Genomic DNA, 14362 nt, shown 5'->3' with positions numbered 1-14362 from the left:
TCCGCCGAGGCCGTACCGGCGGCCCACCCCGCGCAGGTTCAGTTGGCCGACGCCTTCTCGGGCTTGAGCTCGCTGGGCCGTACGATCACGAATCCTTCCCCGTCCAGCCGCAGTTGGACGGCTTCTCCGGACCCGCCACGAATCATCGAGCCGAAGCTCTGCGAGCGGTGCAGCGACGTGTTCAGGTTGGCGCTCCATCCGACCACCGCGTCCGTGTCGACGCACACCGGCTGATGGGGCGTGACGGGTATCACAATGGGGTGGCCCTCACACATCAGGCCGAGCTTGCCGTACCCGGTGAAGACGCTGTTGAAGAGCCCGCCGCCGGTCATCCCGGCGCCCTTCACGGTCTTGATCTCGTAGGAGAGCGTGGGGTCGAAACAGAGCACGTTGCGGCCGTTGATGGTGAGGACGTCGCCCTGCTCCATCTCCACGATGAAGCAGTTGGCGGCCTCGTGCGCGAACCATGCCTCGCCCTGGCCGCGGACCGCCATCAGTGCCAGCCCCTCGCCGGTGACGGCGCGCTTGAGCATGCCGCCGAGGCCCTGGCCCTTGCGCTCGAACTGCAGATCACCACGGAAGGCGATCATCGATCCCTGCCGGGCGTGCATTTCGCCGTTGACGGCGTATTTGATGGACTTGGCGTTCTGCAGGGTCATCCCGGGGGCTGTTGCCTGCTGCGCCATGTTCTCGCTGGAAAAGAGATCGCTCTTCATGCGGTGCATCCTCACCCGGAGCGATTCGTTCCGCCAAGAAGGGTTTTCCGGGCGGCTGGCAGACTGGGACGGGTGAGCGACAACGACATCCCCGTATCCCCGTCCGGACATCCGGCGACGTCCAGTGCCCCCGCGGTGGACAGCCCGTTCAGGTCCGGGCGCACGAGCCGCGACGAGGCGCCGCAGTACGTGCTGCCGCTGGTCGTGCACATCGAGAAGGCTTCTCCCCCGGCCCGTACCGACGCACTGCGGACCGCTGCCCGTGCGGTGCTCGTGATGCTCTCCGACGAGCGCTCGGCAGGCGAGGGCGAGTGGGCGAGGGCGATGCGGGACTGGCAGGACGCCCGGATCCGCAAGGTGGTGCGCCGGGCGCGCGGCGCGGAGTGGCGCAAGGCGTGCGCGCTGCCCGGCATCACGGTCACGGGCGAGAGCGCCGAGGTGCGGGTTTTCCCGCCGGTGCTGCTGGACGGCTGGCCGAAGGAGCTGGCGAAGCTCCAGGTCTCGGGGACGGATCTGGACGACCCCGAGCCGCCGGCCGCGCCCGATCTCGCCGGTCCGGTGCTGTGGCTGAACCCGGAGCTGGACATGTCGGCGGGCAAGGCGATGGCGCAGGCCGGGCACGGTGCGCAGCTCGCCTGGTGGGAGCTCTCGGACACGGAGCGCAAGGCGTGGCGCGAGGCGGGCTTCCCGCTTTCCGTCACCGCTCCGGAGGCGGGGCGCTGGCAGGAACTCACGGTGAGCGGGCTTCCGGTGGTGCGTGACGCCGGGTTCACCGAGATCGCGCCGGGGTCCTGCACGGTGGTCGCCGACCATCCCGCGCTGCGCGGCTGAGCGATGAGCGGGGGCCGGGCGGCCGGCGGCGGCGCTCCGGATTCCCCGTACCGGGAACCTCAAATCAACCTCTGAACGTCCCCGTCTTCGGGTTGACCCCCACTCGCCGGGGCCATGAGCCCTGCACAGTACGGACCGGAGCGGAGCAGGGGGCGGCATGAGGCTGGGGATCGGTATCGGCTGGCGGCCGGAGATCGCGGACGCCGTCGAGGCGCTGCCGGGGATCGACTGGGTGGAGGCGGTCGCGGAGAACATCTGTGCCGGCCATCTGCCCGATTCGCTGGTGCGGCTCAGGGAGCGCGGTGTCACCGTCGTCCCGCACGGCGTCGCGCTCGGTCTCGGTGGGGCCGAGCGCCCCGACGCGGGCCGGCTCGCGGATCTCGCGGCCCGCGCCGAGCTGCTCGCCGCCCCGCTGGTCACCGAGCACATCGCGTTCGTACGGGCCGGGGGGCCGCGTACCGCTTCGCCGGGGCTGGAGGCGGGTCATCTGCTGCCCGTACCCCGCACGTGGGACGCACTGGACGTGCTGTGCGAGAACGTACGGATCGCACAGGACGCGCTGCCGGTGCCGCTGGCGCTGGAGAACATCGCGGCGCTGATCTCCTGGCCCGACGAGGAGCTGACCGAGGGCCAGTTCCTCGCGGAGCTCGTCGCACGCACGGGGATCCGGCTGCTGATCGATGTCGCCAATCTGCACACCAACCACGTCAACCGGGGCGAGGACCCGGCCACCGCGCTCGACGAGCTGCCGGTCGAGGCCATCGCCTACGTGCATGTGGCGGGCGGCGTCGAGAAGGACGGTGTCTGGCACGACACCCACGCCCACCCGGTCACCGAGCCCGTGCTCGACGTCCTCGCCGAACTCCGCTCCCGGGTCGACCCGCCCGGCATCCTCCTGGAACGGGACGACGACTTCCCGCCGGCCGAGGAACTGGCGGGCGAACTGACCACGATCCGCGCCACGCTGGACCGGGCGGCCGCCCTGGGCGCGGCCGCGCGGGCGCCCGCCGCACGGCCCGTCCCGGGCGCCGGCTCGTCCGCGCCCGGCGCGAAGCCCGCCCCGCACCCCCGGCCGGTGTCGAGCCCCTCCTCCCCCGGCTCCGTGCGCGACCGGGTCGCCGTCGCCCAGACGGCGCTGCTCTCCGCCCTCGTCGCGGGCGCCCCCACTCCGCACGGCTTCGACCACCGTCGGCTCGGGATCCAGAGCCGTGCCCTGGCGGCCAAACGGGCCGGGGTCGTCGCCAAGGTGGCGCCGGAACTGCCGGAGATCCTCGGCGCCGGCTACCGGGACGCCTTCCTCGCGTACGCCAGGAACCACCCCATGTCCGCCGGATACCGGCGCGACGCGCTGGACTTCGCCGAGGGGCTCCTGATCGCCGGCCAACCCGCCGACGACGCGGCGCGGCGCCGGCTGACCCACTGGTGGCAGGACCGGGCGGCCGCCCGCCCGCCGCGCCGCTCGACCCGGCTGGTACGAGCGGCCCGCGCGGCCCTGATCGGAAGGTGACCGGACGATGCACGGCATGAACACCCTCGCGATGCTGGTGGATCTCGGCGTCGTGGTCTCCTCGGTCCTCCTGATCGTGGGGCTCGTGCGCTCCCGCCGCGGCACTGCGGGCTCCGTCCACGACCTCTTCGAGGCCGCCTTCCTGAACGGCGGTCCGGGCAGGGTGGTGGACACCGCGCTCACCGCGATGCAGACGGATGGGCGGCTCGCCATCGGCGGTCCCGGCATCGTCGCCGTTCAGCATGCGGACGCCCGTGACCCGGTGGAACGCGCGGTGCTCCAGGAACACGCCATGGCCCCCAGCGGCGCGCTGCACACCTTGCGTGAGGCGGTGATGCGGCATCCCGCGGTGCAGGAGATCGGCGACGGGCTCGCGGCCCGCGGCCTGCTGGGCTCACCGGCCACGAGCCGTGTGTGGCGGCGCTGGAGCAGCATTCAGGGCCTGGGCTGCCTGCTGGCCGTTCCGGTCTCCGCCGTGGTGACGGTGATTCAGGTCATGGCCGACGACTCGGCCGACCTGTTCTCCTCGGTACCGTTCGCCCTCCAGGTCTTCCCGGCCCTGGTGATCGGCTTCCTGACCGGCTTCATCTGCGGTGGTGTGGCCCGCCGGCGCGTCACCAGGGCGGGGCGGAAGGCGGCCGAGGCATGCCGCACCGCGAACGCGTACGACCCGCGGCCGGCCCATCTGGTGGCGACGCACGGACTGCGGGCCCTGCCCGATCCCGTGCTGCGGGCGCAGTTGATCGCGGCGGTCCGGATGCGTCCGGCCGGGCGCACATCGAGCCGGGTCTCCGGCTCGTCCCCGGGCTCTTCCCCGGACTCCGCCGCCCTGCTCCTCGCACCGGCGGTGTGGTGCGCCGGTACGGGCCCCGGCAGCGGCAGTTACGGAAGTTCCCATGACGGCGGCAGCAATGGCGGAGGGGGCGGCGGCGGATGCAGCTCGGGGGCGAGCTGCGGCTCGGGCTCCAGTTGCGGCTCGGGGTCCGGCTGCGGTGGGTCGAGCGGCTCCAGTTGCTCCAGCAGCAGTGGCTCCAGTTGCGGGGGCGGGTCCAGTTGCGGCAGCAGCAGTTCCTGAGCGACGGCGGCGTCCGGCGCCTCGGCCCGGGCCGCCGAACCGTCCATATGGTGAACAGGCCATGGCGTTACCCGGCCCGCACCGCATAGGAATCCGTCATGCTCTGGGTTCTGTTGCTGCTGGTCGCATGGGGTGCGGCGGCCGTCTCGTGCGTCCGGCTCTGTCTCGTCACGGCCCGTGCGGGGCTGCTGTCCGAGGCGTCCTCGGATGCCGTACGGAGGGTGCCGGACGGTCATGAACTGACCCTGTACGAGACCGCGTTCCTGTCCGGCGGCCCGCACCGGGTGGTCGATCTGGCGCTGGTCACCATGCATCTGCGGAGGCGCCTGCTGCTCGCGCACACCGGGTGGGCGACGGTCGTGGACCCGGAGGCCCGGGACGAGATGGAGCGCACGGTGATACATGCGATCGGTCCGCAGGGCCAGTCCCCGATTCCGTCGGTACGGGCGGCCGCAGCCGCCGCCGATCCGGTGCGCGCCCTCGCCGACCGGCTCGTCACCGCGGGCCTCGCCGTCCCCGGCGGCGGGGACGGGGTGGCCGCCGCGGTCCGCACGGTGCGCGGCGCGGCTCTGCTGGTGGCCGGGACGGGTGCCGCGACGCTGCTGATACCCGGTCAGGAAAGCGGCCTCGGCGGCCCGGTGCTGTCCCTGCTGGTCTGGTTCGGGCTGCCGCTCGCGCTGACCCTGGGCTGTCTGGCCATCGCCCGGATGGAGGTCCATCCGTACAGCGGTGCCTGGGCCTCACCGGCCGGGCAGCGGCTGCTCGCCGCGCACGAGGTCCCGACGGCGGGCGCGGACCACGACGTCCTGGCGGCGATCGCCATACGGGGGGTGCGCGCCGTGACCGACCCGGCGCTGCGGGCCGCGCTCAGGGGCAGGCCGGGCGGCGCGGGCCGGTAGCACTCCCCGTCCGCTTGTCCTGGGGGAATGCGTACCGAAAAAACACCGGTGCGGCGCGCGCAGGGCACGCCGCACCGGGAGCCGAACCCGGTGTCGCTGGAACGACGGGCAGCGCGAGATAGCGCCGGGTGCCCGCCGTCTGATCTTCCGGGTTGGGGTGGTCGGAGCCCGCTCGCTACGCGAGCCCGGCCACCAGGTCCGCGAGCGACTTCCTGCGCCCCGTGTAGAACGGGACCTCCTCGCGGACGTGCATCCTCGCCTCGGAGGCCCGCAGGTGGCGCATCAGGTCGACGATGCGGTGGAGCTCGTCGGCCTCGAAGGCGAGGATCCACTCGTAGTCGCCGAGCGAGAAGGAGGCGACGGTGTTGGCCCGGACGTCGGGGTAGCCGCGGGCCATCTTGCCGTGGTCCGCGAGCATGCGGCGGCGGTCCTCGTCCGGCAGCAGGTACCAGTCGTAGGAGCGCACGAAGGGGTAGACGCTGATGTAGTTGCGCGGCGTCTCATCGGCCAGGAACGCCGGGATGTGCGACTTGTTGAACTCGGCGGGGCGGTGCAGCGCCATGTTCGACCAGACGGGCTCCAGTGCAAGGCCCAGCTCGGTGCGCCGGAAGAGGTTGTACGCCTCCTGCAGCTCGTCCGGGGTCTCGGCGTGCCACCAGATCATGATGTCGGCGTCGGCACGCAGGCCGGACAGGTCGTAGGTGCCGCGAACGGTGATGTCCTTCGCCGCGAGCTGGTCGAACAGCTCCTGGACCTCGTCGGCGTAACCGGCACGGTCCGCGGGCAGGACATCGCGCAGCTTGAAGACGGACCACAGCGTGTAGCGGACGACCTCATTGAGGTCCTTGGCCTTCTTACCCGCGTTGGGGCCCTTGCTTGATTTCACAGTCTCAGGCGCACTCATACGGCTATTGTCCCGCCTCGCTCCGTGTGCCCTGAACCAGGGTCGACGTGGCGATGATCTCTTCCCCGGACGCGCCCGTGAGGTCGCGGGCGATCTCGTCCGCGGCCCGGTGGGCGCTCGCGACGCACGCCGGGATGCCGACGCCGTCGTAGACCGCTCCGCAGACCCGCAGGCCGGGCAGCTTGGCGACCTCGTCGCGGATCCGGGCGACCCGTGCCAGGTGTCCCACGGGGTACTGGGGCAGTCCGCCGATCCACCGGGTGACCTCGGTGTCCACGGGCCTGGCCGCGAGTCCGGTCGCCGCCGCGAGGTCGCGCAGCGATACATCGACCAGCTCGGTGTCCTCGCGGTGCAGGTGGTCCTCCTCGCCGTACCGGCCGACGGAGGTGCGCAGGACGAACAGGTCGGGGGCGGAGTCGGCGACCCAGTTCCACTTGTGGGTGGAGAAGGTGGAGGCCTTGATGGTGCGGCCGTCCACCGGCGGTACGAGGAAGCCGGAGCGCCCCTCGAGTGCCCTGGTCGCGGCCACGTCGGAGCGGCGGAACGCCATGGTGACGAGGGCCATCGACGCGTACTCGACACCGGCGAGCTCGGCGGAGGCGGCCGGGGACTCGGCGGCGAGCAGGGTGGCGGCGGACCAGGCGGGGGCGGCCAGCACGATGCCGTCGGCGGTGATCACCCGGGCGTCGGTGCGGACGTCCCAGCCGTCGGTGGTACGGGTCAGGCCCAGCACGGGGGTGGCGGTCAGGATCTCCCCGCCCGCCGCGCGCACGGCGTCGGCGACCGCGTACGGGAGGGTGCCGATGCCGCCGTCGATGCCCTGGAAGACCGGTCCGGTCTGCTGCCGGGCCGCGGCTTGCTCCTGGATGCGCCGGACACCGTCGAGCAGCGAGCCGCCCTCGCGCACCACCTCGAAGAGCTGCGGTACGGCGGCGCGCATCGAGATCCGGTAGGCGTCGCCTGCGTACACGCCGCCGAGCAGCGGTTCCACGAGCCGGTCGACGACCTCGCGGCCCAGCCGGTCGGCGACGTACGCGCCGACCGCGACATCGTCGCCGACGGCGGTCGGGGTGAGGTCGCGCTCCTGCGCGATGCGGGCGAGTCCCTCCGGGGAGAGCACTCCGCTGAGCGCCGCCGGGTCGCCCGGCACGCCCATGACATGGCCCTTGGGCATGGGGCGCAGGGCGTCGCGCGTCCAGACCGAAGCGGTGGCGGTGGCGGGTGGCTGGAGGCGGTCGCCGAGTCCGACGGCGCGTGCCAGCGCGACCGCTTCGGGGCGCCGGGCGAGCATCGACTCGGCGCCGAGATCGACCCGGGTGCCGGCGATCTCACCGGTCATGAGCTTGCCGCCGAGCCGCTCGGTGGCCTCCAGGAGGGTCACCCGCAGCCCGGCCTCGAGGAGCCGGTGGGCGGCGGCGAGACCGGCGATGCCACCGCCGATGACGACGACGTGGCCCGGGCCTGTGTCTGCGCGGTTGATTGAACGCTGCATGCCCCCACTCTCTCAAACCTCATCCGAGTCCCGAACGTGACCGCTTCGAAACCGGTATCGGGCAACCCGTTCCCCTACCCCGTACGTCGAACCTGCACCATCAACCACCCGCCCCGGGAGAGCAGTTATGCAGACCGACCGGCATCTCGGCCGTTCATCCGTCCGTCGTTCGCGCACGGTCCTGGCCGCCGGAGTCGTGGCCGGCCTCCTCGCGCTGAGCGGCTGCAGCGCCTCCGGCGGCGCGAGCGACTCGAGCGCGAAGAGCGACAAGGCGGTCTCGGCGGACGAGCGGAGCGCCGCGGACTCCGGGGCCGCCAAGTCGGCGCAGGGACCCCAGGAGGCGGGCGGCTCGCCGGCCGGCCCGAAGAAGTCCGGCACCCTGCCCGCGGGCACCCATGTCATCCGTACCGCCACGCTCTCCGTGGAGGTGAAGAGCGTGCCGAGGGCCGCAGCGGCCGCCCGCTCGGCCGCGGAGAGCGCGGGTGGCCTGGTGGCCGGCGAGGAGACCGAACGGGTCGACGACACGCGCGAAATGTCACATATCGTGTTGCGCGTTCCGCAAGCCGGGTACGACGCGGTGCTGCGGGAGCTCGCGGGCGCCGGGAAGCTCCTGTCGCGCACGTCGTCCGCGAAGGACGTCACCGACCAAGTGGTCGACGTGGAGAGCCGGATCGCCACCCAGCGGGCGAGTGTGGCGCGGGTGCGCAAGCTGATGGACCGGGCCGAGAAGCTCGCCGACGTGGTCACGCTGGAAGGCGAACTGAGCAGCCGTCAGGCATCGTTGGAGTCACTGCTCGCCCAGCAGGCGTCGCTGGAGGACCGCACCACGCTGGCCACGATCACCCTCGACCTCTCCGAGCCGGAGGCGACGGCGAAGCAGGACGGTGACGACGGCCCCGGATTCCTGGACGCGCTGGGCGGCGGCTGGCACGCGTTCGTCACGGTGCTGCGATGGCTCGCGATGGGGGTGGGCGCGGCGGCCCCGTTCCTGGCCGCGGTCGCCGTGCTTCTGCTGCTGGGGCGGCTGCTGCGGGGCCGGCTGCGCGGACGCCGTACGCCGCAGGCATCGCCGTCGCCCGAGCCGTCGAGGTCCTCGTCCACGCCTCCGGCGTCGTAGCGTGGCCCCTTCGGACTCGGTGTCGAAGGGACCAGGCATGACAGCGGAACGACTGGTGGTCATCGGTGGTGACGCGGCAGGCATGTCCGCCGCGTCCCAGGCCCGCAGGCTCAAGGGCCCCGACGAGCTGAGCATCGTCGCCTTCGAGCGGGGCCATTTCACCTCGTACTCCGCCTGCGGCATCCCGTACTGGGTCGGCGGCGACGTCGCGGAGCGGGACGATCTCATCGCCCGTACGCCGAAGGAGCACCGGGCCCGCGACATCGAGCTGCGGATGCGCACCGAGGTCACCGAGATCGATGTCGCCGGGCAGCGGGTGCGGGCCCTGGACCGGGAGACCGGTGAGATGTACTGGACGGGCTTCGACAAGCTGGTGATCGCCACGGGGGCCCGGCCGGTACGACCGGCGCTGCCCGGCATGGACGCGCCAGGGGTGCACGGGGTGCAGACGCTGGACGACGGGCAGGCTCTGCTGGATTCGCTGGACCGGGTGGCGCCGGGACACCGGCGGGCGGTCGTCGTCGGGGCGGGCTACATCGGCGTCGAGATGGCGGAGGCGATGCTGAAGCACGGTTTCGAGGTGACCGTGCTCAACCGCGGCGAGCAGCCGATGGCGACCCTCGACCCCGACATGGGGCGGCTGGTTCACAACGCGATGGACGGCCTGGGCATCATCACGGTCAACCAGGCCGAGGTCACCGCGATCCGCACCGGCCCGGACGGCCGGGTCCGCGCGGTCACCACGGGCGACACCTCCTACCCGGCGGACGTGGTGGTGCTCGGCATCGGTGTGGAACCCGAGACGACGCTGGCGCGGGCCGTCGGCCTTCCGCTGGGCCCGCACGGCGGGCTGCTCACCGATCTGTCGATGCGGGTCGTCGGGCACGACACCATCTGGGCGGGCGGCGACTGCGTCGAGGTCCTCGACCTGGTGGCGGGCCGCACCCGTCACATCGCGCTGGGTACCCATGCCAACAAGCACGGCCAGGTCATCGGGTCCAACGTGGCGGGCGGCTACGGGACGTTCCCGGGGGTGGTCGGCACGGCGGTGAGCAAGGTGTGCGATCTGGAGATCGCCCGCACCGGGCTGCGCGAGAAGGACGCCCGCGCGGTGGGCCTGCGGTTCGTCACAGCGACGATCGTGTCAACGGGCCGGGCGGGCTACTACCCGGGGGCGCAGCCCATGACGGTGAAGATGCTCGCGGAGTACCGAACGGGGCGGCTGCTCGGCGTGCAGATCGTGGGCCGGGAGGGGGCGGCCAAGCGCGTGGACATCGCGGCCGTGGCGCTCACGGCCGGGATGACCGTGGACCAGATGACCGCCCTGGACCTCGGCTACGCGCCGCCGTTCTCACCGGTGTGGGACCCGGTCCTGGTGGCGGCCCGCAAGACGGCGACGGCACTGCGGCGGGCGGGCACCGCCTGACAGCCTCTGAGTGCGCGGTGCCCGGTCCCCTCGGCTCAGCGCTCGGTCCGCTCGTGCACGTACTCCACGAGCCGCGTCAGGGCGTCCGGGTCCATCGACGGCATCACGCCGTGGCCCAGGTTGAAGATGTGCCCCTCCAGGCCGGCGGCCGCGTCCAGCACCTCCTGGGCCTTCTCCTCCACCACCGTCGTCGGCGCGAACAGCACCGCGGGGTCGAGGTTGCCCTGGAGTGCCTTGCCGGGGCCGACCCGCCGCGCGGCCTCGTCCAGCGGAACCCGCCAGTCGACGCCGACGATGTCCGCGCCCGCCTCGCCCATCGGGCCGAGGAGTTCGCCCGTGCCGACACCGAAGTGGATGCGCGGGACCCCGTACGGGGCGACGGCCTCGAAGACCTTCGCCGAGGCGGGCAGCACCGAACGCCGGTAGTCGGCGGGGGCCAGCGCGCCCACCCAGGAGTCGAAGAGCTGGACGGCCGAGGCGCCGGCCTCGATCTGGACCTTGAGGAAGGCACCGGTGATCTCGGCGAGCCGGTCGAGCAGGTCGGCCCAGAGCTGCGGGTCGCCGTACATCAGGGCCTTGGTGTGCTCGTGGTTGCGGGACGGGCCGCCCTCCACGAGGTAGCTCGCGAGGGTGAAGGGCGCGCCCGCGAAGCCGATGAGGGGGGTGGCGCCCAGTTCGGCGGTGAGCAGGCCGATGGCCTCGGTGACGTAGGGGACGTCCTCGGGCGTGAGGTCGCGCAGCCGGGCCAGATCTGCGCGGGTGCGGATCGGGTCGGCGATGACGGGGCCGACGCCGGGCTTGATGTCGAGGTCGATCCCGATGGCCTTGAGCGGGACGACGATGTCGCTGAAGTAGATCGCGGCGTCCACCTTGTGGCGCCGTACGGGCTGCATCGTGATCTCGGCGACCAGCTCCGGCATCATGCAGGAGTCGAGCATCGGGATGCCTTCGCGGACCTTCAGGTACTCGGGCAGCGAACGCCCTGCCTGGCGCATGAACCAGACCGGCGTGTGCGGCACGGGCTCGCGGCGGCATGCCTTCAGGAACGCCGACTCATGGGTGGCGGAGGTCTTTGTCTGCTGGCCCATGGGGCGGTCGTTGGCAGTCACACACAGAATCTTCGCATGAAGCCGCAAGCAGCCGGGGCCGCCCCGGGTGTCCCTCCCTGCACGAGGCTCCGGTTCCGCCTACTCTTCCCCGCATGGCTCCGGCTCAGGGACAGTTCTCCGATCAATCCGATGGCGCTGACAGCAAGGACAGCGCGGAGGGTGGTTCCGTCCCGCCCGCGTTCCGGTCGGCGGTGGACGCGCTGCACGCGGCGCGGCTGCGCCCCGAGCTGGAGGTGGAGTCGACACGGCCGCCCAAGCGGCTCGCTCCGTACGCATACGCGCTGGAAGCGGCGGTCGTCCAGGGCGAGGAGGATCTCGCCGACGGCCGTCTGGTGCTGCTCCATGACCCGGACGGGCACGAGGCCTGGCAGGGGACCTTCCGCCTGGTGACGCTGGTGCGGGCCGAGCTGGAGCCGGAGATGGCTTCCGATCCGCTGTTGCCGGAGGTGTGCTGGTCGTGGCTGACCGGTGCGCTGGAGGCGCGCGGTCTGTCGTACGGCGAGGCGGGCGGCACGGTGACCCGGGCGGGCTCGCACTACTTCGGTGCGCTGGCCACGCGCCGCCCGGCGACGCAGATCGAGATCCGGGCGTCATGGACGCCACGCGAGGGCCGTGGCGGGGTACCGGACACGGCGGCGCACCTGACGGCGTGGGGCGATCTGCTGTGCCAGATCGCCGGCCTGCCGCCGTCGGACCCCGCCGACGCGGCGGTGGTGACGCTCCCTCAGCGGCGCGGCCCCCAGGCCCCCTGAAACCCTTCGCACCCCTCTTCCCCGACGAAGCACTCCCCATGCTGGTAACACTGCGTCACAAAGGTCGCAGTATTACCGGCATTTTTTTCGTACAATCGATCGCGTGTCCGATTTGCCCGAATTGTTACTCACTAAATCGTGATCTTCCTCTAAAGGAGGACGGGTCTGCTGCCGAAGAGGTCAATGACCCTTCAAGCACGGTTCGCCCCGGCTTCATCCCCGAGCCGGCCCGTCCCGCCACTTCCCAGGAGGCCTGGTGTCCGTTCTCCTAGAGCAGCCCGCAAGCCTGGTCGCCTACCGCCCGAACAAGCCGACGGCCATGGTCGTCGTGGCCGACCCGCGCGTCCGTTCCACCGTCACCCGCCATCTGTGGGCACTCGGAGTACGTGACGTCATCGAGGCGTCGTCCATCGCGGAGGCCCGTCCCCGCGTCGGCAATCCACGCGACATCTGCGTAGCCGACGTCCACCTGCCCGACGGTTCCGGGCTGACCCTGTTGTCCGAGACCCGAGCCGCCGGCTGGCCGAACGGCCTCGCCCTTTCCGCCGCCGATGACATCGGCGCCGTACGCAACGCCCTCGCGGGCGGCGTGAAGGGTTACGTCGTCACCGGCACCCGAACCAATATCGGCCACCCCACCCGTCCCGGCGTCGCCCCCATCGGCGCCAATGCCGCCCGTATGCACCGCCGGCCCCCCGGCACCCCGAGCCACCCGGGCGGCTACCGCGAACTGTCCGGCCGCGAGGTCGAGGTCCTCCGGCTGGTCGCCGAAGGCCAGTCCAACAAGGCCATCGGCGTCTCGATGGGCCTGTCCGCCCTGACCGTCAAGAGCCATCTCGCCCGAATCGCCCGCAAGCTCGGCACCGGCGACCGCGCAGGAATGGTCGCCGTCGCCCTGCGCACGGGCATCATTCACTGACCCCGTACCCCGGCAGGTCCGCGCAGCGATGCGGACCGGCTGGTTTACATTCATCGGCGCCCGTCGACGGAACGTTCCGTCGACGGGCGCCGTACATACACAGATACCCTTGACACGTGACCGACGCCCAAGAGACCGCAGCAGACACTTCACTGCGAACCACCGGGGGCGCTCCCCCGGACGACGTCGCCCCGGCGCCGACCCCCTTGCTCGAACCTCGCGAGGGAATTCCCCCGGTGGTGGCATCCGACGACGCCCTCGCCCGGGTGGTCGCCGCCTTCGCCTCGGGCTCCGGCCCGGTCGCCGTGGACGCCGAGCGCGCCTCCGGCTACCGCTACGGCCAGCGCGCCTACCTCGTGCAGCTGCGCCGCGACGGCGCGGGCAGCGCGCTGATCGACCCGGTCGGCTGCCCCGACCTGTCGGGACTCGGGGACGCGCTGCACGGCAGCGAGTGGATCCTGCACGCCGCCACTCAGGACCTGCCCTGTCTGCGCGAAATAGGGATGACTCCCACCGGGCTCTTCGACACGGAGCTGGCCGGACGGCTGGCCGGCTTCCCGCGGGTCGGCCTCGGCGCCATGGTCGAGAGCGTGCTCGGATACTCGCTGGAGAAGGGCCATTCCGCCGTCGACTGGTCCACCCGCCCGCTGCCCGACCCCTGGCTGCGCTACGCGGCGCTCGACGTCGAGCTGCTGATCGATCTGCGCAACGCCCTGGAGGACGAGCTCGACCGGCAGGGCAAGCTGGAGTGGGCACGGGAGGAGTTCGACGCGATCGCCTCCGCGCCGCCCGCTCTCCCGCGCAAGGACCCGTGGCGCCGCACCTCCGGCATGCACAAGGTCCGCCGCCGCCGTCAGATGGCGGTGGTACGGGAGCTGTGGACCGTCCGTGACCAGGTGGCCCAACGCCGGGACATCTCACCCGGCAAGGTGCTGGGCGATGCCGCGATCGTCGAGGCCGCGCTCGCCCTCCCGCCGAACGCGCACGCGTTGACCGCCCTGCCCGGCTTCGGCCACCGCATGGGGCGACGGCAGCTGGAGCAGTGGCAGGCGGCCATCGACCGGGCCAAGGCGCTGCCCGACTCGGAGTTGCCGCAGCCCGGCCAGACCCTCGCCGGTCCGCCGCCGCCCCGCGCCTGGGCGGACAAGGACCCGGCGGCGGCGGCCCGGCTCGTGGCCGCCCGCGCCGCGGTCTCGGAGCTCGCCGAGCGGCTGCACATGCCGCAGGAGAACCTGATCACGCCGGACACCGTGCGCCGGGTCTGCTGGGAGCCGCCCAAGAATCCGACCCCCGACGCGATCGAGTCCGCGCTCATCGGGTACGGGGCACGGCGCTGGCAGATCGAACAGGTGGCCCCGCTCCTGCTCCGTTCGCTGAAGTCCGCGGCCTGAGAGGGTTCTCGGCCGAGCTCGGCCGAGGGTCGTATTCACGCCAGGTTGTGCGGGCCCCGGGTCGCACCGCGTCCTCGATCGCCGGACGGGCAGTTTTCTCCGCCCCGTCCGGCGATCCGGCGTTTGAGGACGAAACGGTCCTCGCGGCCGAGCCCGTCCGTGTGTGACCTTCGCCGCTCCCGTCGCAAGGGGTGGGCAGTCTGGTTACTCGCAAGTAGCATGGG

13 protein-coding genes are annotated in these 14362 nt (G+C 72.2%); 9 read left to right on the top strand and 4 right to left on the bottom strand.

The genetic code is table 11. From position 1 onward, the window contains the following. Positions 1–38: 38 nt before the first annotated feature. A complete protein-coding gene (locus OG306_RS30995) occupies positions 39–716 on the bottom strand; it encodes an AIM24 family protein (protein ID WP_266749393.1) in 678 nt (225 codons plus the stop codon). 72 nt (positions 717–788) lie between these two features. Here OG306_RS30995 and OG306_RS30990 point away from each other — a divergent pair, with 72 nt between their 5' ends. From OG306_RS30990 to OG306_RS30975, 4 genes are all read left to right on the top strand, one after another. Further along, positions 789–1547 carry a peptidyl-tRNA hydrolase gene (locus tag OG306_RS30990; RefSeq protein WP_371665909.1) on the top strand — a complete coding sequence of 253 codons (759 nt, stop codon included), beginning with the start codon at positions 789–791 and terminating at the stop codon, positions 1545–1547. A 157-nt stretch (positions 1548–1704) separates the two neighbouring features. Then, the gene (locus OG306_RS30985; RefSeq protein ID WP_371665908.1) at positions 1705–3054 is read left to right on the top strand and encodes a DUF692 domain-containing protein; all 1350 of its coding nucleotides are present in this window, start codon (positions 1705–1707) and stop codon (positions 3052–3054) included. A 16-nt stretch (positions 3055–3070) separates the two neighbouring features. Next, positions 3071–4129: a TIGR04222 domain-containing membrane protein gene (locus OG306_RS30980; RefSeq protein ID WP_266749390.1), complete on the top strand. Its 1059-nt coding sequence runs from the start codon at positions 3071–3073 to the stop codon at positions 4127–4129. A gap of 98 nt (positions 4130–4227) precedes the next feature. Continuing rightward, complete coding sequence (locus OG306_RS30975; RefSeq protein WP_266749389.1) at positions 4228–5028, top strand: TIGR04222 domain-containing membrane protein; 801 nt, start codon at positions 4228–4230, stop codon at positions 5026–5028. Between the two features lie 175 nt (positions 5029–5203). On the opposite strand, the gene hemQ is transcribed toward OG306_RS30975, so the two are convergent. Together hemQ and hemG are read right to left on the bottom strand one after the other, a co-directional pair. Next, complete coding sequence (hemQ, locus tag OG306_RS30970) at positions 5204–5932, bottom strand: hydrogen peroxide-dependent heme synthase (protein WP_266749387.1); 729 nt, start codon at positions 5930–5932, stop codon at positions 5204–5206. A gap of 4 nt (positions 5933–5936) precedes the next feature. Beyond that, on the bottom strand, positions 5937–7424 hold the full coding sequence (gene hemG / locus OG306_RS30965; protein ID WP_266749386.1) for a protoporphyrinogen oxidase: 1488 nt from the start codon (positions 7422–7424) through the stop codon (positions 5937–5939). A gap of 127 nt (positions 7425–7551) precedes the next feature. Here hemG and OG306_RS30960 point away from each other — a divergent pair, with 127 nt between their 5' ends. Together OG306_RS30960 and OG306_RS30955 are read left to right on the top strand one after the other, a co-directional pair. Beyond that, positions 7552–8541 (top strand): DUF4349 domain-containing protein, encoded by a 990-nt coding sequence (locus tag OG306_RS30960; protein WP_266749384.1) that lies wholly within the window; start codon positions 7552–7554, stop codon positions 8539–8541. Positions 8542–8578: 37 nt separating this feature from the next. Next, complete coding sequence (locus OG306_RS30955) at positions 8579–9967, top strand: FAD-dependent oxidoreductase (protein ID WP_266749382.1); 1389 nt, start codon at positions 8579–8581, stop codon at positions 9965–9967. A gap of 35 nt (positions 9968–10002) precedes the next feature. On the opposite strand, the gene hemE is transcribed toward OG306_RS30955, so the two are convergent. Continuing rightward, entirely contained in the window at positions 10003–11076 is a 1074-nt protein-coding gene (gene hemE / locus OG306_RS30950) for a uroporphyrinogen decarboxylase (RefSeq protein ID WP_371665907.1), read from the bottom strand. Between the two features lie 92 nt (positions 11077–11168). Here hemE and OG306_RS30945 point away from each other — a divergent pair, with 92 nt between their 5' ends. From OG306_RS30945 to OG306_RS30935, 3 genes are all read left to right on the top strand, one after another. After that, positions 11169–11828, top strand: coding sequence for a DUF3000 domain-containing protein (locus OG306_RS30945; protein ID WP_266749380.1), 660 nt, complete (start codon positions 11169–11171; stop codon positions 11826–11828). 256 nt (positions 11829–12084) lie between these two features. Further along, positions 12085–12747 carry a helix-turn-helix transcriptional regulator gene (locus tag OG306_RS30940; protein WP_024488613.1) on the top strand — a complete coding sequence of 221 codons (663 nt, stop codon included), beginning with the start codon at positions 12085–12087 and terminating at the stop codon, positions 12745–12747. Positions 12748–12863: 116 nt separating this feature from the next. Further along, positions 12864–14138 carry a ribonuclease D gene (locus OG306_RS30935; protein ID WP_266749379.1) on the top strand — a complete coding sequence of 425 codons (1275 nt, stop codon included), beginning with the start codon at positions 12864–12866 and terminating at the stop codon, positions 14136–14138. Positions 14139–14362: the final 224 nt, after the last annotated feature.

This window comes from Streptomyces sp. NBC_01241 (assembly GCF_041435435.1).
GTDB lineage: Bacteria > Actinomycetota > Actinomycetes > Streptomycetales > Streptomycetaceae > Streptomyces.
The sequence above is the reverse complement of the archived record's forward strand: the minus strand, read 5'-3'. Positions and strand labels throughout refer to the sequence as shown.

What these genes read in the sequence shown, in the direction of transcription:
- hemQ (WP_266749387.1), bottom strand. Translation starts at nt 5,932, where the DNA reads ATGAGTGCGCCTGAGACTGTGAAATCAAGCAAGGGCCCCAACGCGGGT.
- OG306_RS30955 (WP_266749382.1), top strand. Translation starts at nt 8,579, where the DNA reads ATGACAGCGGAACGACTGGTGGTCATCGGTGGTGACGCGGCAGGCATG.
- hemG (WP_266749386.1), bottom strand. Translation starts at nt 7,424, where the DNA reads ATGCAGCGTTCAATCAACCGCGCAGACACAGGCCCGGGCCACGTCGTC.
- OG306_RS30975 (WP_266749389.1), top strand. Translation starts at nt 4,228, where the DNA reads ATGCTCTGGGTTCTGTTGCTGCTGGTCGCATGGGGTGCGGCGGCCGTC.
- OG306_RS30945 (WP_266749380.1), top strand. Translation starts at nt 11,169, where the DNA reads ATGGCTCCGGCTCAGGGACAGTTCTCCGATCAATCCGATGGCGCTGAC.
- OG306_RS30980 (WP_266749390.1), top strand. Translation starts at nt 3,071, where the DNA reads ATGAACACCCTCGCGATGCTGGTGGATCTCGGCGTCGTGGTCTCCTCG.
- OG306_RS30960 (WP_266749384.1), top strand. Translation starts at nt 7,552, where the DNA reads ATGCAGACCGACCGGCATCTCGGCCGTTCATCCGTCCGTCGTTCGCGC.
- OG306_RS30985 (WP_371665908.1), top strand. Translation starts at nt 1,705, where the DNA reads ATGAGGCTGGGGATCGGTATCGGCTGGCGGCCGGAGATCGCGGACGCC.
- OG306_RS30995 (WP_266749393.1), bottom strand. Translation starts at nt 716, where the DNA reads ATGAAGAGCGATCTCTTTTCCAGCGAGAACATGGCGCAGCAGGCAACA.